The 19,792-nt window shown below is 42.4% G+C and carries 23 protein-coding genes; all 23 read right to left on the minus strand.

Annotated features, from left to right (window positions below; all coding sequences use genetic code 11):
* Positions 1-108: 108 nt before the first annotated feature.
* Positions 109-807 carry a glucosaminidase domain-containing protein gene (locus FZ941_RS02285; protein WP_148886688.1) on the minus strand — a complete coding sequence of 233 codons (699 nt, stop codon included), beginning with the start codon at positions 805-807 and terminating at the stop codon, positions 109-111.
* A 283-nt stretch (positions 808-1,090) separates the two neighbouring features.
* The gene (gene yihA / locus FZ941_RS02290; RefSeq protein ID WP_148886689.1) at positions 1,091-1,678 is read right to left on the minus strand and encodes a ribosome biogenesis GTP-binding protein YihA/YsxC; all 588 of its coding nucleotides are present in this window, start codon (positions 1,676-1,678) and stop codon (positions 1,091-1,093) included.
* Between the two features lie 9 nt (positions 1,679-1,687).
* Entirely contained in the window at positions 1,688-2,917 is a 1,230-nt protein-coding gene (gene clpX / locus FZ941_RS02295; RefSeq protein WP_015604700.1) for an ATP-dependent Clp protease ATP-binding subunit ClpX, read from the minus strand.
* Positions 2,918-3,136: 219 nt separating this feature from the next.
* Entirely contained in the window at positions 3,137-3,649 is a 513-nt protein-coding gene (locus FZ941_RS02305) for a dihydrofolate reductase (RefSeq protein WP_148886690.1), read from the minus strand.
* A gap of 153 nt (positions 3,650-3,802) precedes the next feature.
* A complete protein-coding gene (locus FZ941_RS02310; protein WP_148886691.1) occupies positions 3,803-4,288 on the minus strand; it encodes a hypothetical protein in 486 nt (161 codons plus the stop codon).
* Between the two features lie 135 nt (positions 4,289-4,423).
* Positions 4,424-5,263: a thymidylate synthase gene (locus FZ941_RS02315; protein ID WP_148886692.1), complete on the minus strand. Its 840-nt coding sequence runs from the start codon at positions 5,261-5,263 to the stop codon at positions 4,424-4,426.
* 83 nt (positions 5,264-5,346) lie between these two features.
* Positions 5,347-5,754, minus strand: a complete 408-nt coding sequence (locus FZ941_RS02320) for a hypothetical protein (protein ID WP_148886693.1) — start codon at positions 5,752-5,754, stop codon at positions 5,347-5,349.
* 44 nt (positions 5,755-5,798) lie between these two features.
* Positions 5,799-6,758 carry an ROK family glucokinase gene (locus FZ941_RS02325; protein WP_148886694.1) on the minus strand — a complete coding sequence of 320 codons (960 nt, stop codon included), beginning with the start codon at positions 6,756-6,758 and terminating at the stop codon, positions 5,799-5,801.
* A 207-nt stretch (positions 6,759-6,965) separates the two neighbouring features.
* Positions 6,966-7,814, minus strand: coding sequence for a DNA/RNA non-specific endonuclease (locus FZ941_RS02330; RefSeq protein WP_148886695.1), 849 nt, complete (start codon positions 7,812-7,814; stop codon positions 6,966-6,968).
* Between the two features lie 73 nt (positions 7,815-7,887).
* A complete protein-coding gene (locus tag FZ941_RS02335; RefSeq protein WP_148886696.1) occupies positions 7,888-8,076 on the minus strand; it encodes a DNA-directed RNA polymerase subunit beta in 189 nt (62 codons plus the stop codon).
* Positions 8,069-9,349 (minus strand): UDP-N-acetylglucosamine 1-carboxyvinyltransferase, encoded by a 1,281-nt coding sequence (murA, locus tag FZ941_RS02340; RefSeq protein WP_148886697.1) that lies wholly within the window; start codon positions 9,347-9,349, stop codon positions 8,069-8,071. Before murA ends, FZ941_RS02335 begins: the two co-directional genes overlap by 8 nt.
* 68 nt (positions 9,350-9,417) lie before the next feature.
* Entirely contained in the window at positions 9,418-9,648 is a 231-nt protein-coding gene (locus FZ941_RS02345) for a DUF1146 family protein (RefSeq protein ID WP_005589742.1), read from the minus strand.
* Between the two features lie 241 nt (positions 9,649-9,889).
* Complete coding sequence (locus FZ941_RS02350; protein ID WP_095666415.1) at positions 9,890-10,312, minus strand: F0F1 ATP synthase subunit epsilon; 423 nt, start codon at positions 10,310-10,312, stop codon at positions 9,890-9,892.
* A 7-nt stretch (positions 10,313-10,319) separates the two neighbouring features.
* Entirely contained in the window at positions 10,320-11,726 is a 1,407-nt protein-coding gene (gene atpD, locus FZ941_RS02355; protein ID WP_005589740.1) for a F0F1 ATP synthase subunit beta, read from the minus strand.
* Between the two features lie 37 nt (positions 11,727-11,763).
* The gene (locus tag FZ941_RS02360) at positions 11,764-12,642 is read right to left on the minus strand and encodes a F0F1 ATP synthase subunit gamma (protein WP_015604689.1); all 879 of its coding nucleotides are present in this window, start codon (positions 12,640-12,642) and stop codon (positions 11,764-11,766) included.
* A gap of 15 nt (positions 12,643-12,657) precedes the next feature.
* Positions 12,658-14,163 carry a F0F1 ATP synthase subunit alpha gene (gene atpA / locus FZ941_RS02365; RefSeq protein WP_148886698.1) on the minus strand — a complete coding sequence of 502 codons (1,506 nt, stop codon included), beginning with the start codon at positions 14,161-14,163 and terminating at the stop codon, positions 12,658-12,660.
* Positions 14,164-14,178: 15 nt separating this feature from the next.
* Positions 14,179-14,715 (minus strand): F0F1 ATP synthase subunit delta, encoded by a 537-nt coding sequence (locus tag FZ941_RS02370; protein WP_148886699.1) that lies wholly within the window; start codon positions 14,713-14,715, stop codon positions 14,179-14,181.
* On the minus strand, positions 14,715-15,209 hold the full coding sequence (atpF, locus tag FZ941_RS02375) for a F0F1 ATP synthase subunit B (protein WP_148886700.1): 495 nt from the start codon (positions 15,207-15,209) through the stop codon (positions 14,715-14,717). Before atpF ends, FZ941_RS02370 begins: the two co-directional genes overlap by 1 nt.
* Before the next feature lie 18 nt (positions 15,210-15,227).
* Complete coding sequence (gene atpB, locus FZ941_RS02380) at positions 15,228-15,944, minus strand: F0F1 ATP synthase subunit A (protein ID WP_148886701.1); 717 nt, start codon at positions 15,942-15,944, stop codon at positions 15,228-15,230.
* A gap of 32 nt (positions 15,945-15,976) precedes the next feature.
* Positions 15,977-16,177 carry a F0F1 ATP synthase subunit C gene (locus tag FZ941_RS02385; RefSeq protein ID WP_125381528.1) on the minus strand — a complete coding sequence of 67 codons (201 nt, stop codon included), beginning with the start codon at positions 16,175-16,177 and terminating at the stop codon, positions 15,977-15,979.
* A 319-nt stretch (positions 16,178-16,496) separates the two neighbouring features.
* Positions 16,497-17,900: a cell wall metabolism sensor histidine kinase WalK gene (locus FZ941_RS02395; protein WP_148886702.1), complete on the minus strand. Its 1,404-nt coding sequence runs from the start codon at positions 17,898-17,900 to the stop codon at positions 16,497-16,499.
* Complete coding sequence (locus FZ941_RS02400) at positions 17,897-18,553, minus strand: response regulator transcription factor (RefSeq protein WP_005589730.1); 657 nt, start codon at positions 18,551-18,553, stop codon at positions 17,897-17,899. The genes FZ941_RS02395 and FZ941_RS02400 overlap by 4 nt, the downstream gene beginning before the upstream one ends.
* Positions 18,554-18,574: 21 nt before the next feature.
* A complete protein-coding gene (locus tag FZ941_RS02405; RefSeq protein ID WP_148886703.1) occupies positions 18,575-19,792 on the minus strand; it encodes an ABC transporter permease in 1,218 nt (405 codons plus the stop codon).

Below are 19,792 nucleotides of genomic sequence, written 5' to 3' on the forward strand. Positions count from 1 at the left end.
CAGCTTAGTCAGTTTTGCTAAAGATAAATAAGTCTGCTTATTTGAAATGATCGTCTACTTCATTAGTAAAACGCAAAAAAGAGATTATTACAATCTCTTTTTTCTTATCTAGTTATGTGATGCCCATGCTTGGTCTGTTTCCAGAACATCTTGAGTCGTGTATTGTCCACGGTAAGGATTGTAAACCATATTAGACGCTCCTGTCTGATAGCTAGGCGAATCAAACTGAGTCAGATTGTATGTTTCAATCAGATAGTTCAATTTTGCATAGTAATGACTATCCGTTGCATATACACCTGTCAAGGCAGCTGTCGCGTCTTGATAAGTTGGTGCATTGCTCTTCCAAGCCCCCGCAAAATGACTTTGTCTCAAGACATAAACATAGTCCTGAAGTGATTCAGCGTAGCTTGAGTAAGAGCGGAATTGATCATTGATTGCGTAGGTATTGCCCTGACCGTCTTCTTCCAAAGTCTCCATCGTTGCTGACTGACCAGCATAGGCTCCTTTAATCCCGAACAGATTATAGTGAGGATAGCCTGATAGACCAGACTGGCCAGAACCACTCTCTAAAATAGCTTGTGCAATCATCACAGAAGCATACAGATCATTATCCTGAGCCAACTGGCGAGCTGGCTCACTGATTTGTGAAATGAAATATTCTGTTTGGTTCAATGGTTGCTGAACAGCATCATTTGCACTTGCTGGCTTGATTTGCTTTGACAAAGCCAGACCAAAGACAACGGTTGACACCATTACTGCCAAACCTGTCAAAAGTTTTTTTCTTTCTTTTGAAATTCTCTTCTTCACAGTCTTTCTCCTAAATACAATATTTATTCTACTATTGTAACATACTAAAAGCAAAATAACATTAGCAATAAATTACAAGTATATGACATTTTTTAGATTTTTAACAAATATAAGTCTTACAAGCCACGATTGTTACAAGTAAAATTTCCTCGTTTGGCGTTATCACTAAGTTATACAGCTCTATCTAAAGATGAAAATAACCTGACTCCAATCCATACGGAATCAGGTTAGGATATTTAAACTTTGAAGGTTCAACTATCTCATTTCCCTTATCATCTACTATCTAAATTTTGCCCAAAATCGCATCCCAAGCTTGATCAAGACCAGTTTTATCAACTGAAGAAAAGATAATAAAATCGTCAGTCTTGTCAAAATCCAACTTTTTCTTGATGGCACTTTCATGCTTGTTCCACTTACCACGCGGAATTTTATCCGCCTTGGTAGCCACAACAATAACTGGAATTTCATAGTATTTGAGGAATTCATACATCTGCACATCATCCGCACTAGGATCATGGCGTAAGTCTACTAGGCTCACGACCGCTTGCAGATTGTCCCGACTGGTCAAGTATTCCTCAATCATTTTGCCCCATTTAGCGCGCTCCGTTTTCGAAACCTTGGCATAGCCGTAGCCAGGAACATCCACAAAACGGAGCTTGTCATCGATATTGAAAAAGTTCAACAACTGTGTTTTACCAGGCTTACCTGAAGTCCGTGCTAGATTTTTACGATTGAGCAGAGTATTGATAAAACTAGATTTACCAACATTGGAGCGACCCGCCAAGGCGATTTCTGGGATATCATCCTGAGGGTAATGCGATTTATTGGCTGCGCTCAGCAAAATCTCAGCATTATGTGTATTGATTTCCATAAGCTTCCCCTAGGCAGTTTCTAAGATTGGCTTGTCTGTGCCGTCCACTGCTTCCTTCGTGATCCGAACCAGCTTAACATTTTCCTGACTTGGTACTTCAAACATGACATCCATCATGGTTTCTTCAATAATGGAACGAAGTCCACGCGCACCTGTCTTGCGTTCGATGGCTTTTCTTGCAATGGCTTGTAGGGCTTCCTCGTCAAATTCAAGCTCAACATCATCATAAGAAAGCAAGGTTTGGTATTGCTTCACTAGCGCATTTCTCGGTTCATTCAAAATGCGAACCAGATCATCAACGGTCAGCTGCTCTAGAGCTGCAAAAACTGGCAAACGACCAATCAACTCAGGAATAATCCCAAATTTTTGAATATCGTCCGCAACAATAGCTTGCATATAAGACGCACCCTCGTCGATTGCCTTATTATTTTGACCGAAGCCGATAATCTTCTCACCAAGACGTTGCTTAACAATTTCTTCGATACCATCAAAAGCGCCACCAACGATAAAGAGAATGTTCTTGGTATCAACCTGAATCATTTCTTGCTGTGGATGCTTACGACCACCCTGAGGAGGTACGCTGGCAACCGTTCCTTCGATAATCTTCAGCAGGGCTTGCTGAACACCCTCACCTGAAACATCACGAGTGATAGAAACATTTTCGCTCTTCTTAGCAATCTTGTCGATTTCATCCACATAGATGATGCCGCGTTCTGCCCGTTCAATATTGAAGTCAGCTGCCTGTAAAAGCTTGAGCAGGATATTTTCCACGTCTTCACCCACATAGCCAGCCTCAGTCAAAGCTGTAGCATCCGCGATAGCAAAAGGAACATTGAGGCTACGCGCCAAGGTCTGAGCCAGGAATGTTTTCCCAGATCCAGTTGGACCAATCATGAGGATGTTGGATTTTTGCAGCTCCACATCATCCTCTTCGCGACTATCATGAAAATTAATCCGCTTATAGTGATTGTAAACGGCAACAGCCAAAGCTCGCTTAGCACGATCCTGACCAATCACATAGTGGTTCAAAATATTGAGCAATTCTTGTGGTTTTGGTACTTCAGAAAGATCAGCCAGGACTTCCTCAGCTAATTCTTCTCGGATAATTTCCTGTGCCAACTCGACACATTCATTACAGATAAAGGCATTGTTGCCCGCAATAATTTTTTGGACTTCGTCCTGATTCTTTCCACAGAAAGAACAATATACCATCATCTCATTATTACGATTTGTAGGCATTTTTTACTCCCATTCTAAATTTCTAATTCAATTTTTTATTTACATTTTAAAAGAGGGTCATATAAAAAGCATGGATGGAATTAACAAGATTCGTAAAAGCATTTAACAAAAATAAAATAGCCAATCCAAAACGTTTTTTACGAAAAGTCTGAAAAGAACAAATCAGACAAATTGCACATAAAAAGGCCGTAAAAAAACCAAAAACACTTCTTTCCATTCCTATGAACCCTTTCTTTTGAGGATTTTTACGGTGAAATCATACTCATTTTTTTCATCTTTGGGTCGAAAGCGACTGCTCGCTTCCTCGAACTGTGTCAGATCAAAGTCTGTTGGGAAATAAGTATCACCTTCTAAGCTAGCATGGATTTCTGTCTTAATCACCTCATCCAAGTCATGCTCAAACAAAGAAAAGATTTGGCCGCCACCGATAATATAGAGATTTTTCTCTTGCTCTTGATACCATTTCAACACCGATGAAAGATCATGAAATACCAAAACACGCTCATCTTCAATCTGATAATCCCTATCGCGTGTCAAAATCAGAGTCTTTCTATTTGGCAACACGCGCCGATGCATGCCATCAAAAGTCACCCGCCCCATTAAAATTGCATGTCCAGTCGTGATTTCCTTGAAATGTTTCAACTCTGCCGGTAAATGCCATGGCAAGCTTTGGTTTTTGCCAATCAGACCATTTTGATCCTGTGCCCAAATCGCCGCAATCTTTTTCGTCATTTCTCCATCCTTCGCATTGATATTTCTATTCTATCAAAATTTATTAAAAAAGACTTGTTTGGACTATCACTTCTATCTATTTATTTTTGTCAGCCAATCCAGATAAAAAATCGATAACCCAAAAGATTATCGACTATTTGTTTGCTAGGCAAATTACTCTTTCTTCATCTTTTTGACAAAGACAAATCCTACAACAGCAGCTACAAGGCCAAACAAGGAAACGTTCAAGAGGGTTGAGTCTGTCTTCTTAGGCTCAGCAGTGGCGGCCTCTTTTTTATCCGCTAAGGGATCAATATCGCATCCCTCTCTTTTGACTGACCTACCTTCAGTTGAATCCTCAGCATTGCTTTGCTCGGTCCCTTTGTTTTTAGGGCCTTTTCCATGACAAAGCAAATCAATCGTATAGGATTTCTTTCCCTGATTTGCCCCATCCGAACCTTGGTCTACAAGCTGTAGAAAATCATCTTCTTCCACTGAAGAATCCGCAATTTGCTCAAGTTGGGACTCTGCCTGCTGGACTTCATCCGCACCCACAAGAGCCATCGGTGTCACAGAAACCGATAAGCCAAGCAAACATGAACAAATGCCCAGACTAAAGAGTTTTCTCCTGCTTCTATGTGTTAAAAGATTTGCTTCCATATCAATACCTCCGAGATAGGCACTAGCGAAACACATATATCTATTGTCATTATAGCACTTACAAAATATATTTCAATCATTTGCTCTTGACAATTTAAAATCCCCACTGACCTTCATTCAGTAGGGAAAATACAATCAAATCGCTAAGTCAAATTTGAGCTGAGGTTTGACTGGATCGTAGTCTAAGAGCTCAAAGTCCTCTGCTTTGATATCAAAGAAATTGGTTCCGTCTGGCACATTTAAAACGAGCCGTGGTTGGCAGTTGCTAGGTTCCCGACGCAATAGCTCCTCCGCCTGCTCGAACTGATTGTCATAGATATGCAGGTTGTTGACAAAGTAAAAGAACTTGCCGACTTTCCAACCGAAATGCTTGGCAATCATCATCTGCAGAGCCACATACTGCATAGCATTGATGTGGTGTGCCACCAGCATATCATTTGAACGCTGGGTCAGAGTCGCATCCAGATAAATGTCTCCATCTACACGTCGAACGTCAAACATGGTCTGAAAAGCGCATGGTAGCAGACCGTCTGTTTCTTCAAACGCTTCATAATCCCAGAGAGAGATGATATTGCGGCGGTTCCAAGGATTGGCTTCCAGCTGTTGGAGAATTTTATGGATAATGTCATGCTTCTTGACAACAGCTCCGTAGCGCTGGCCAATAGTACCCGTATCGCCGACTTCCCAGTCATTCCAGTAGTGAACATGATACTTGTCGTTGAGCAGTTCCAGGCTATTGGACTGGTCTTGATAGATCCAAAGAACTTCCTTGATGGCAGACTTGATAGCAATAGGGCGCAGAGTCGTAATTGGGAACTCTCCCTTGCTCAAATCGTATTCTGCGAAAGAACCAGTGATATATTTAGAGTTGGCCACATTTCCATCCTTGTAACGCGGACGGGCATTTTCAGAGAAAACGCCTTGCTCCATAATCTTTTTTATATTCTCTTTAAAAATCGTATCTGCTTTAGTCATGATGTCTCCTGAATCCTTAAACTTTCTTTAGTATAGCAGATTTTTCAAAAAAATTCTCCTGCCAAGTTTAGCAGGAGAAAAGTTTATTTGACCCATTCATCTGGATGATTGAGCTTATTGACATCTCTTTCTGATAATCTCAAGGTGATATCTGACACAGCAGGAATATTTGAGATGGTAACATAGGGGTAGTTTTTGTAGGTCGTAAATTTGACACCATTTTCTCCCTTTCTTCCACTAATATCGTAGATATAATTAACCTCTGCATCATCAGGCAAATCGACCCAGGCATCTTCATTATCTTCCTCAGACTCTACCAGATCTAAAATATCTGCAAATTCATCCAAGGTTTTGGTGTTTCTTGTCTGATAAATCTGCTGATTCTGACTATTCAATATGGTCAGAAAACCTTCTGTCTTGGATTTGCAAGCGGATAAAATCAAAATAAAGATGGGAAGTACTACTAAAAAATAAGCGATTTTTCTCTTCATTTTAGCCCTCCTTATAGCTTTGCTAAGAGAGGATATGGTTAGAACTACTGAAGTACCAGCGAAGCCGCTCCGATAACTCCGGCATCGTTTCCGAGAGTTGCAAGAGCTAATTTAGTTGATGTACGCACTTGTGGGAAGGTATTTTCATCATAAACCTTCTGAACACCTTGCAGAAGGAATTCTCCTGCTGCTGATACTCCGCCACCGATAACAATAGTTGATGGATTAAGGATAGAACCGATATTGGCGCAAGCAATTCCTAAGTAGCGAGAGAAGTTACGGTAAACGATCAAGGCAAGGTCGTCACCTTCTTTAGCAAGGTCAAAGACAGTTTTAGCTGTTACTTCTTCTCCATCATCAATCAAGCGTTTCAAGGTTGCATCACCTTCGTATTCGTCAGCATAGCGACGCGTCAAGTTGACAATCCCTGTTGCTGAAGCCACTGTCTCAAGACAGCCCTTTTTACCACAGGTACATGCGATTGGTTGGTCGAAGTCAACAGTGATGTGCCCCAGCTCTCCTGCTGCACCAGCTACACCGTGAAGAAGTTTACCTTCTGCAACAATACCGCCACCAACACCAGTACCAAGCGTCATAAAGACAACGTCTGGTTGGTTGTCACCAGCACCCATCCAACGCTCACCAAGCGCAGCTACGTTGGCATCATTATCGATGAAGAATGGAATACCCAAGGCTTTTTCAATCTTTTCTTTAATTGGTTGAAGGGTTTTCCAGTTTAGGTTGTAGGCACCGATAACAGTCCCTTTTTCACGATCAACCACACCAGGTGATCCCATTCCAATTCCGATAAAGTTCTCTGCTGATAGATTTAAGAGCTCCAAGCGATGCTGGATAGACTCAATCATATCGTCTACAATATGGCTTCCTTCATCCAAAATATTGGTTTTAATAGACCATTTTTCTTGGATTTCGCCCTCTTGCGTTAAAATTGCAAATTTGATAGATGTACCACCAAGGTCAATCCCAATAATTTTTTTTGACATGATATTCTCCTCTGTATTCGTTCTCCCTCTTATTATAGCAGATTTTTTTAACGATGAAAAGGTTTGCACGGTATTTTTTGCTTTTAGTTTATGCTCATTTCAATACAAAGCAAAATCGGCACCTCTTAAGGCGCCGGGAAGTCTATTGAAGACATGAAAGCCAGCTTAGCTGCTGACTTCAAATAAATCATATTATGTAAACCACATTTATCTAAGGCTCACTTTGCCAGTACGATAATCAAGGACAATTCCTGACTGGACATTTGGGACAAAAACATTGAATTCCAAACTTCCATCGCTGGACTTGGCTTCTAAATGCGAGCCAGATGGCACCAGATCATTTTCCGAAGCATAAATCAAAGTGACACGATAACGGACTCGCTTATTCTGATCCAAGGCACGACGAATCTGAGTTTCATAGTAATTCTGCCCCGTCGAGTTGTCTTTATTGGCCTGATTGGCCCAAGCTGTCTGGACTGCGATATTGGCTGGATTGCTAGTAGAGGCGTCGAATCCCTTTAAACCACCAATCAGCGAGTAAGCCAAGAGATGCCCGCGATCCACTGCATGGTTGTATTCACCTGATAGATGTTTGACTTGGTGCCAACCGGCAGGAACCCAAGAAGTAGAACCATTTCCCGTTTCTTCTCGTGATTTATACTGGCGGGTCGATTTTGCAAGCAAGGCATTGGCGACTGTTGGAACCGTCTGCCCCTGAACAATCTTCGTTTTATTATCTGCATAAGGTGCACTCGACACTTTGGTATTTAAGTTCGTTTTATTCCCATCGATGATGAAAGCTCCAGCTCCATTCCACTCGATTTTTCCACCAAGTTGTGAACGCACTGAATCAGTGAGAACACTCTCAGCCAGTGTTTGATCAGGTGTACTGGCATCCCTATTTTGACTAATGACTGACGATGTATTTACCGCTGGTGACTGATTGCCATTTCCAAAAAAGTAGGCTCCCAGTGATAAAGTCAGAGCAACCAGAAGCCCAGCTATAGTCTGAGTAGATTTAGTGCTCTTTTTTTGTAATTTCTTTCTTTTTGGCATATTTTCCTATCCATTTAAAAGGACTGTGCAAAGATTCTGCACAGTCGGTAAATTAACGAACACTCTCGGCAGATCATTGACCAGTAAACTTAGAAATAAGCTCTTTCCAGGTATCTGGTGATAAGATAGACCAAGGATTATCTGCATTTCCAATCACACCATATCCGATGACCAGACCAAGACAAAAAATGATAAAAGCGACTATCAGCACCAAGGCAACGATGCCTAGCTGTCTAGATAAGTATTTCCAATTTTCACTCATCATCTTCTTCCTTTACGCGTTTGACGTTGGCACCAAGAGCTGCCAGCTTTTCATGAAATTTATAGTAGCCACGATCCAAATGAACTAACTTGCTGACTTTTGTCTCCCCTTCCGCAATCAAGCCCATCAAAATCAAGGTCGCACTAGCTCGGAGATCTGTCGACATGACTTCTGCTCCCTGCAGGCTGCCACCACCCCAAATCCGAGCGGTATCGCGCATAATGTCGGAGTGAAGTCCCATCCGTCGCATCTCTTCTAAGTGCTGGAAGCGATTTTCAAAGACCGTCTCAACCATAACAGACTCTCCTTGGGCTATCGCCATCAAGGCAGTAAACTGAGCCTGCATATCGGTTGGGAAACCTGGATATGGCAAGGTCTTGACAGAAACAGCTTTTAACTTTGAAACATCCGAGCGGACACGGATCCCTTCGTCTTCTTCGATCACTTCCACGCCCATTTCTTGCATTTTTGATAAAAGCGGACGGTTGTGCTCCCAAATCGCATCTTCAATCAGCAAGTCACCGCCTGTCATGGCAGCAGCAACCATAAAGGTTCCAGCTTCGATACGGTCTTGCACGACATTATGCTCAGCACCATGCAGCTTATCAACGCCGACAATTGTAATCGTCTCCGTTCCTGCTCCTCTGACTTTAGCGCCCATTTTATTTAACAATAAAGCCAAATCAACAATCTCAGGCTCCCGAGCAGCATTTTCTAAAACAGTAGTGCCTTGAGCCAAAGTTGCCGCCATCATAATATTTTGGGTCGCACCAACACTTGGGAAGTCCATGTAAATATGTGCTCCCATCAAGCGGTCTGCCTTAGCTTCGATGTATCCTGCAGTCTGCGTAATCTGAGCACCCATTGCCTCCAAGCCCTTCAAATGAAGATCGATAGGTCGGCTACCAATCGTACAACCGCCCGGCATAGACACTTTAGCATGCCCATTTCGAGCAAGAATGGGACCCAATACAACAATCGAAGCCCGCATCTTGCTGACATACTTATAAGGAGCCTCTTCGGTCAATGGTTTAGTCGCATCTACAACTACAGTATTTTCATCTTGGTCAAAGTCTACCTGCGTATTCAAGCCACGAACAACATTGTTCATGGTAAAAACATCCGAAAGGACTGGCACATTCTTGAGTGTCGTTTTGCCTTCACTGGCCAAGACCGTTGCAGCTAGCAGTGGCAACACTGCATTTTTAGCTCCTTCAATCCTCACTCGACCAACCAGACGATTATTTCCACCTTGAATAATAATTTTTTCCATACTAACTAGTTACTCCAAACCTTAAAAATTCATCCTTACTATCATACCATAAAATCAAGATTCTGACCTTATAAAGTTCCATTAAAGATTGCCCGACTCATATCATAAATGCCGATAAAAAATAGGCTAGCCATGTAGCCCAGGGCAATACTCAGCAACAAAATCAAAAAACGAATTTTGATGGCATTATCAGCATTTACTTTTAGAAATCTTTCCCAACTGACCACTGTAGACAAAAGATGAAAAGACATAAAGATAAAGAGCAGATGACTGCATAATCGAAACATTAATTCTATCATAGTTCTTATTATACCATAAGAAAAACTATTTCATGCGGAAAGAAACACGAGACAATAAAAGAGAGTGAGACAGAAATCGGTAATTCGTTAGAATTCGATTTCGTCGTCCCACCTCCGCACAGTTGAGTAGGGCTGTAAAAGCTGATGAAATCAGCCTAGTAGGACCCACTCAACCACTGCGTCTTGCTCGACAATCCAAAGAAAAAATGAGGCTAGGACTTTTGTCCCAGCCTCTTACTTATTACATTCTTGTTCCAACGTTAATACGGTTGATGGCACGCTGGAGGGCGATTTTAGCACGGCGCTCTTGGTCAATCAAATGCTTGTCTTGAGCTTCTTCGATTTCTTTCTCAGCCCGCAGTTTGGCCCGCTCGGCACGGCTGATATCAATATCACGCTCACGCTCTGCTGAGTCAGCGATAATGGTAATCACATTATCAGCAATTTCTATGATGCCACCGTTGACTGCAATCCAGTCAATATGCTTGTCATCATCAATTCTGCGTACCTTGACCTGATCTACTTCCAAAACAGCAATTGTATTGATATGGCGAGGCAAAATCCCCAGTTCTCCGTCAATCGTTTTTACGGAAACAAATGCAGCACGGTGGTCATAAATCAGACCATCCGGTGTAACGATTTGTACTGTCATTTGAGCCATCATTCACCTCTTAGAATCCCATTTTTTCAGCTTTAGCAATGACATCCTCAATCGAACCGACACCACGGAAGGCATCTTCTGGTAACTTATCGTACTTGCCTTCGAGGATTTCTTTAAAGCCACGAACTGTTTCAGCTACAGGCACATAAGATCCTGGCTGGCCAGTGAATTGCTCCGCAACGTTGAAGTTTTGAGACAGGAAGAATTGAATCCGGCGCGCACGCGCAACCAAAGTCTTTTCTTCATCTGACAATTCGTCCATACCTAGGATGGCAATGATATCCTGCAATTCATGATAACGTTGAAGAACGCGTTTAACTTCAGCAGCAACTGCATAGTGCTCTTCACCAACAATCTCAGGAGAAAGAGCTCGAGAGCTTGAAGCGAGCGGATCCACGGCTGGATAAATCCCCAATTGAACCAATTTACGTTCCAAGTTGGTTGTAGAATCCAAGTGGGCAAAAGCCGTTGCTGGCGCTGGGTCAGTGTAGTCATCGGCTGGCACGTAGATAGCCTGGATAGAGGTTACAGAACCCTTCTTGGTCGATGTGATACGTTCTTGCAATTGTCCCATTTCTGTCGCAAGCGTTGGTTGGTAACCAACGGCTGACGGCATCCGCCCCAAAAGGGCAGAAACTTCAGAACCTGCTTGCGTGAAACGGAAGATGTTGTCAATGAAGAGCAAAACATCTTGACCTTCCACATCACGGAAATATTCTGCAATCGTCAAGCCAGTCAAAGCAACCCGCATACGCGCTCCTGGTGGCTCATTCATCTGACCGAAGACCATGGCTGTTTTCTCGATAACGCCAGACTCCTTCATTTCCCAGTAAAGGTCATTTCCTTCACGAGTACGTTCCCCAACACCGGTAAATACGGAAATACCACCATGCTCTTGGGCAATGTTGTGGATCAATTCCTGAATCAGGACGGTCTTACCAACTCCGGCACCACCGAAGAGTCCGACTTTACCACCTTTCAGATAAGGTGCTAAAAGGTCGATAACCTTGATACCTGTTTCTAAGATCTCTGATGAAGTAGACAACTCATCAAAGGTTGGAGCTTTCTTATGGATTGGCTGGCGCTCTGCATCATCCGCAAAAGGAGCATCCAAGTCAATGGTATCTCCCAAAACGTTAAAGACGCGACCAAGTGTTTCTTTTCCAACTGGTACAGAAATTGGACGGCCAGTATCTAGCACTTCCATGCCACGAGTCAACCCATCTGTTGATTCCATAGCGATGGTCCGAACCACTCCATCACCAAGCTCAAGAGCTACTTCAAGGACGATTTTTGATTTTTTTTCGTCATTTTTATAGACTACAAGTGCATTATTGATCTCAGGTAGCTTGTCGCCAGCTGCAAACGCTACGTCTACAACCGGTCCGATAACCTGAGTAATTTTGCCTGAGCTCATTCTTTTCTCCTCTTTATAATATTTATTTTCTGTGACACTATTCCAGTGCACTTGCACCCGCCACAATTTCAGTAATTTCCTGCGTGATAGCTGCTTGTCTAGCACGGTTATACTGAATGGTCAAATCATTGATAACTTTTTTAGCGTTATCCGTTGCTGTCTGCATGGCTGTCATACCAGCAGCATTTTCAGCAGTTTTTGCGTCAATAATGGCTCCGTAAATCATACTTTCAGCAAACTGAGGCAAGAGCTGATCTAAAATCGCGTTTCGACTGGATTCTAATTCTAGATTAAGGATATAGTTCTCATCCGCTTCACTAGGATCCAAGTCGACGATTGGCAACATCTGCTCTACCCGCATCTGACTGGTCAAACTGTTGACATGGTGGTTATAACACACATAAAGTTCATCAAAAAGCTCATTCTGATACATTTCAATGGTCTTGGAAATGATTTTCCGAACTTCATCAAAACTCGGATGATTGGCTAAGCCGCGCAATTCATAAATTGGCTGAATGCCCCGTGCTCGGAAGAAATCAGCTCCCATTCCACCGATCGAAATAATGACATAGTCATCCTTTTCGTGGTATTCAGAAATCAATTCCATCATTGATTTGAGGATGGTTGCGTTATAGCCACCGACCAAACCCCGATCAGATGTAATAACAATATAAGCTGTTTTCTGAACCGGTCTGCTCTTGAGCAAGGGATGATGACTAACATTTTCTGTCTCATGACCATGCAAAAGGTCGGTCAAGAGTTTCCGAACCTTAGAAGCATAGACTTGAAAGTTCTTTGCTGCTTCTTCGGATTTTCCTAACTTAGATGCAGAAACCATCTGCATAGCATTGGTGATTTGACTGGTGTTTTTTGTGGATGCAATTTTATTTTTGATATCATTTAATGAAACTGCCATCTGACACCTCTATTCTTATTTGAAGTTAGACTGATTGATAAATTCAGTAATAGCGGCGTCCAGCACTTCTTCACTCGGCAAATCTTTTGTCTGACGAATTGTTTCATAAATGTCTTCATGATGAGCATCAAAGTAAGCGAAAAGCTCTGCTTCAAACTGAAGAATATCATCTACTGGTACGGCATCAAGGAAGCCGTGAGTCAGCGCATAGAGGATCACAACCTGTTTTTCAACTGGCAGTGGCTCATGAACTGGCTGTTTCAATACTTCTACTGTACGGCGTCCACGGTTAAGTTTAGCCTGAGTGGCTGCATCCAAGTCACTACCGAACTTGGTAAAGGCTTCCAGCTCACGATAAGAAGCAAGGTCGATACGCAGAGTTCCTGCAACCTTTTTCATGGCCTTGATTTGTGCAGATCCACCTACCCGAGATACGGAAGAACCGGCGTCAATGGCTGGGCGAATACCTGCATTAAAGAGGCTATCGCTGAGGAAAATCTGACCATCCGTGATTGAAATTACGTTGGTTGCGATATAGGCAGAGATATCTCCTGCCTGCGTTTCGATGAATGGCAATGCAGTGATTGAACCACCACCAAGCTCATCAGAAACCTTAGCTGAACGCTCAAGCAAGCGGCTGTGAAGGTAGAAAACATCCCCTGGGAAGGCTTCACGACCTGGCGGACGACGAAGCAAGAGAGAAAGTTCACGGTAAGCTACCGCTTGTTTAGACAAATCATCATAAACGATGAGGACGTGCTTGCCATTGTACATAAATTCTTCAGCCATTGCTACACCGGCATAAGGCGCCAAGAAAAGCAAAGGAGAAGGTTGAGAAGCTGACGCTGTTACCACGATAGTATAATCCAAGGCTCCGTACTGGCGAAGAGTTTCCACCTGTGTACGGACAGTAGATTCCTTTTGACCAATGGCAACATAGATACAGATCATATCTTGCCCTTTTTGGTTGAGAATGGCATCGATGGCAATACTAGTCTTACCAGTCTGACGGTCACCGATAATCAATTCCCGTTGGCCACGACCAATCGGTACCAGTGCGTCAATGGCTTTTAGACCTGTTTGCAATGGCTCAGAAACGGATTTCCGTTCCATAACTCCTGGAGCTGGCGCTTCTACAGGGCGTGTTTTAGTTGTAGCAAGCTCACCCAAGCCGTCAACAGGACGACCGAGCGGATCTACGACACGACCAATCAAAGCATCTCCAACAGGAACTTCCATGATTTTACCCGTGCGGCGAATCGTATCGCCCTCACGAATATCTGTAAAATCACCCAAGATAATGATTCCGACATCGGTTGACTCCAAGTTTTGGGCCATACCATAAGAACCATTTTCAAAAATCAAGAGCTCGCCACTCATGGCATTATCAAGACCGTGGGCACGAGCGATTCCATCACCAATATAAGTGACGACCCCAGTTTCTGTGACGTCAAAATTTGGCTGGAAATTTTCAATTTGTTGCTTAATTAAAGCGCTGATTTCTTGTGCGTTAATCGCCAAAATTCACACCACTTTCTATTTCAAATTTTCTTTTACGAGTTGTAATTGACGTTTTATACTTGCATCAATTGTCTTATTATTGGCTGAAATGACGAAGCCACCAATCAGGCTGGTATCCAATTCCTGCTTGAAGGAACGAACCTTGAGGCCCATTTTCTGCTCAAGAATTGGTTTCAATCTGTCTTTTTGACTTTCTGTCAAGGGTTGAACAGATTTAACTGTCACTTCAAATTCATTGCTTTCTTTCTCAATCTGATGCTGAATTTCTACCAACATGTCGTAGAATAAATCTGCCCGATGATTGAGAATAATGACTTCGATAAAGTTATCAATCAGCTGTGAATCTGAGTTTTGGAAAAGTCGAAGAGCCTTCTCCTTCTCTCCCTCATCAACGCCAATATGTGATAAAAAGTCAGCAAGATTTGTTTCCACAAACACAGCCTTAATCTGGCTTAGTTTATCAAAAACATCCTGTTGCTGACCCTTTTCAAATACTAATTGAACAAAAGGCAAGGCATATTTTTCAATTACCGCATAGTGCTTTTTGTCCATTAAGCATCTCCTAATTTATCAATATAACGATCAATGAGCTCGCTGTGTGCCTCTGTATCAAGCTGCTGGCTCAAGATCTTACTTGCGAGACTTACTGTTAGGTCAGCCACATCATTTTTAATGCTGTTCAAGGCCTCTGCCTTGCTTTGTGCAATTTCCTGATTGGCTTTTGCTTTCAAACGTCCAGCTTCTTCAGCTGCATCCGCTAAAATTCCAGCCTTATTTTTTTGAGCTGTTTCCTTAGCATGTTCGATAATCGTCGTTGCTTCCTGACGACTTCCTGCTAATTCATTCTCACGTTTTTGCGCGAGTTCCTCAGCCTTTTTGCGGGCTGACTCAGCCCCGTCAATATCATCCGTAATCTTTTTAGAACGTTCGTCTAAGATACTGGTAATATTGCCCCAGGCAAACTTCTTTACTAAAAAAATTAATAAAAGGAAGGAACCAGCGATGAGAATAAAGTCACCAATAATGGTACCAATAGTTAAATCCATCTTCTACTACTCCTCTACTTACTCTTCCTCACCGTTTATTTTTTTACCAATGTACATCGAAGACAACATGGTAAATACATAAGCTTGGATACATGAAATGAAAATCGAAAAGGCCGTCCATAACATGTTTCCGATAAAGGCTGCTGGATACCAATAAAAGGCTTGTTGAGACAAGGTTAAAAGCAAACCTGCCAATACTTCACCAGCAAAAATGTTCCCGTAAATCCGAATCGCTAAGGAAGCAAAATTAGTCACTTCTTCCAAGAGGTTCATCGGGGTCATAAAGCCTGGTGTTGCAAAAGCCTTCAAATATTCCTTAAAGCCTCGACGACGAACCCCTTCTATATGTGCGATCAAGGTGATCATAAAGGAGAGAGATAAGTCGTAGCCGAGGTTAGCCGTTGGGGAAGTCCACAAGTTATAACCATTTGTTGTTTGGACTTTTGCCATCAACCCAATATTATTGGCCACCAAAATAAACATAAAAAGAGAAAACAAAAATAAAGAATAATTCTTCATATAATGCTCTCCAATGTTACCCTTGGTAAAGCTAATGACAAAATCATAGATCATCTCAAGAGCATTTTGTTTGCCCTTTGGACGAAGGGTCATTTTGCGACTTGCCCAATAGACAAAGGCAAAGACCGTCAAAACAGTTACAAGAGACATAGCAAGTAGGGTCAAATCAAAGGATATTGGTCCAATATCTAAGGTCGGATTTACACTTTCTTCCATAGTTTGACACCTCCTTCTCTAAATAGAGTGGTCTATTTAATGACGAAGGCCATGGCCAAGGTTACAAAGAAGGTACCTTCTACAAAAGCAACACCGAGAATTAAGAGGCTACGTAGTTGATCAATAATTTCAGGTTGACGGGCAGATGCTTTGAAAAGATTACTCATAATCAAACCTTCAGCTAATGAGACGCCAAAGCAGGCAATACAAAGTCCTAAAAATGTTAAATTCATGATGAATTCTCCTTTTATATTTTTTAATTGTACCCCATTAGTTTACTCCTAATAAAGGTAATAGTCAATTATTTTGTGATATTGTAAGCGTTTTTTGCATTTTTTCTTTAAATTTAAAATAAAACTTGAATAAAGGTGCTTTTCAAATATTTATCCTATAAAAATCCAAGCAAAAGAGGCTGGGACAAAAGTCCTAGCCTCTCAATTGTCTTTGGATTGTAGAGCAAGACGCAGTGGTTGAGTGGGCTCTATTACGCTGATTTCATCAGCTTTTACAGCCCTACTCAACTGTGCGGAGGTGGGACGACGAAATCGAATTCTAACGAATTACCGATTTCTGTCCCACTCTCATCTGTTCCGTTTGAGGTAAAAAAATTGTGAAGCGCATCCATCTATTTTCAACTGCTTCAAAGCGATAAGTGAGATGGTGCTTTTCTAAAATTTGCTGCACGATAAAGAGTCCCAGTCCAGTACCGCCATCCTTGCGATTGCGACTGTAGTCTGGTCGATAAAATGGCTGGAAAATCTGCTGAATCTGTGACTCATCCAGCACTCGCTCAGCTTCATTTTCTACAATTAAGATTCCATTTTCTAAACGAACCAAGATTTCTCCACCTTCCACTGTATAATGAAAGGCATTGTCAATCAGATTTTTAATAGCCTTTAGTAAATAAGTCTTATTACCTCGGACTTTTGCTTCTGAGAGTTGGACATTAAAATGATAGTGCTTGAGGTCCGCCAGAACCTTGTATGTACTGATATTTGCCTCAAGCAGCTCTTTGAGAGAGAAGATTTCTCGTTCTGTCTCCATGGTCATTTCTAGTTTTGAAATGGCTAGGATGGACTGGACTAAGCCTGATTGCTCCTCCAATATTTCGCGGCACTTCTGCAGGTATTTGTCCCGATCTTTAAAATCGCCCACTCCATAAATCATCCCGTCAATCATTCCCATCATACTGGTGATGGGTGTCTTGAGTTCGTGGGAAGTCATTCGAAGAAATTCTGCCTTTTCGCGCTCGCTTTCTGCAACTTTTTCATTTTCCAAGCGCAGGGCTTCCATACTAGTTAAGAGATTGGCATATAAGTGATTGATATCCTGAGCCAAATCAGCAATCTCGTCATGCCCTTTCACCTGACAGGAAACGTCTGGAAGAAGGCTAGTCATTTGCCGGGTGCTAGAAGAGATATCCTTAATTCGTTGACTGGAGGTCCGACTATAGAGATAGGCGGCAAGGCCACCCAGACTCAGCGACAAGAATAATACAAAGGGATAGAGATTGAGCAAGATTCGACTAGCATCCGAAACAGGTTGCAGGGAATATTCCCCTCGCAGGACTACTTCTTTGCCATCCGACGTCCGAAAACTTTCTGACAGAGTCTTACTCTCATAATTGCTATTGGCAATGGCTGGAACAATGGTCAGCTGGAGAGAGCTATCTCCATTCGTTTCGAGCGCTGGGTAAAGAATCGTATTGTCTTTAGCCAGCAAGGTGAACCAGATTTGATTGCTTTTTTTGCTATAATTGCTCAAAAGCTCACTGATTTCTTTGCTAGACTTTCCCTTGACCTGCTTGGCTACCTGAGCAAACTCGCGCTGAGCTTCTCCCCCCTTGACCTGCTGGTAATAAACCGGCATGGCGAAATAGAGGGTGGATAAAACGATCGTCACAACGACAAAGATGATGAAAGTCGTCAAGAGGAAGTTCTTTTTGACAATCTTCACGTGTCTTCTCCTCCAAGCTGATAGCCCATACCCGTGATGGTTTTCAGAGGAATACCTGGAATTTTCTTACGAATATTCTTGATATGATTATCCAGCACCCGACTATCTAGCTCGCTATAGCCCCAGATGGTATTCATGAGCTGATCGCGGGTCACTAAGTGATCCTTTCTCTTGGCTAGAGCCTGCAAGATTTCGTACTCTTTCTTGGTCAGAGGCATCTTTTCTTCCTGCCAGTAAACTGTACAATCATCGATAGAGACGGTCAATTCACCGACAGTAATCTCTGAAGAAACCGTATTTCGTCGTAGAATATTCTCAATCCGTTTGACTAAGATCAGTGGTGAGAAAGGCTTGGTCACATAGTCGCTGATGAGATGGTTAAAGCTGACTAGCTGAGTGTACTCATCATCTAGTGCTGTCAGGATCATGACCGGAATCTGAGAAGTCTTGCGAATTTCCTTGAGAACATCCAGTCCACTCATGGTTGGCAACATCATATCTAAAATAACTAAGTCAAAAGACTCTGCTTCAAATTGAAGCAAAGCCTCGCCTCCATCAAAGACTGGTGTAACTGCATAGTTACTTTCTTTTAAAAATTCACAAATGACTTGATTGATCGTAGTATCGTCTTCCACTACTAAAATCTTGTGCATATATGCTTGATTCTCCTTTATTTATTCAAATCGCAGGGCTTCAATTGGATCCAGCTTGGATGCTTTCACAGCCGGCAAGAGCCCAAATACTACTCCTATTATACAACAAAAGAGCAAACTTACAAAGACAGAAAAGAGGGATAAAATATAAGGATAGGCCAAAGACTGGGTAATAGCAAAACCAGAGGCGATACCTGCTACCACACCAATAATACCACCCATTAGAGTCAGGATGACCGCTTCGATCAGGAACTGCTTGAGAATGATCTTGCGCCGAGCCCCCAGAGCCTTTTTAATCCCGATTTCACGAGTCCGCTCTGTCACTGATACCAGCATGATATTCATAACCCCAATACCTCCAACTAAGAGGGAGATGCTGGCAATACCCGCTAGCAAGACAAAGTTAGACTGGTTAAGGTTATCCAATTGACGTTCAAATTCTTGCAGATTTAGTACACCAAACATATAGTCTGACTGAGGCATCTGCTGATTGAGGTAATCACTAACTTTCTTGGCTACCTTCTTCAAATCATCGGCTTTGTGGGTCTGGACAGTGACTTCCGGACTGACATTGATGGTATCAAAAATCCGATGCCATTGTTGCAGAGGAATATAGGCCACCTTTTCCGAACCAGAGGTTAGGCCACTCTGCTCAGTCGACTCAAAGACGCCAATAACTTTAAAAGGATTGCCCATAACTTCTACATATTTACCGATACCATCTCCCTTAGGAAAGAGGGTATCATAAAGGGTCTTTTCTAGGTAGGTTACTTGCTCTTGATTTTTGAAGGCTTCTGAGTCAAAGCCTTCCCCTTCCAACAGCCTTTGTTGCTTGATGTCAGCTACCGACTGGGAAACCGCCTGAACCTTACCAGATGACTTTTGACTAAGATAATAAATCTTTTCGTCCGTACCATAAGTCATCAAAGCATTTTTAACTCCAGGAATCTCCTTGATTTTGGACAAGACATCCTCTCCCATGAAGGGAATGTAAGAAGGCTTCTGCGCTTGGGATTTCTCTGAAATAGAAGGGTCAATCGAACTCTTCTTGTCGTAGACAACCTTAATGGTATTGTTAGTACCACCGATCAGCTGGCGCTTGGTATTTTCTGTATTTCCTTCAATGATGGAAAAGATAGCAATAATAGCGCCAATCCCGATGATAATCCCCAGCATGGTCAGCATAGAGCGCATTTTGTGGGACAGGATTGAGTTTAGAGCTACAAAAATATCTTCCAT

The organism is Streptococcus sp. Marseille-P6264, from assembly GCF_902460355.1.
Classification (GTDB): domain Bacteria; phylum Bacillota; class Bacilli; order Lactobacillales; family Streptococcaceae; genus Streptococcus.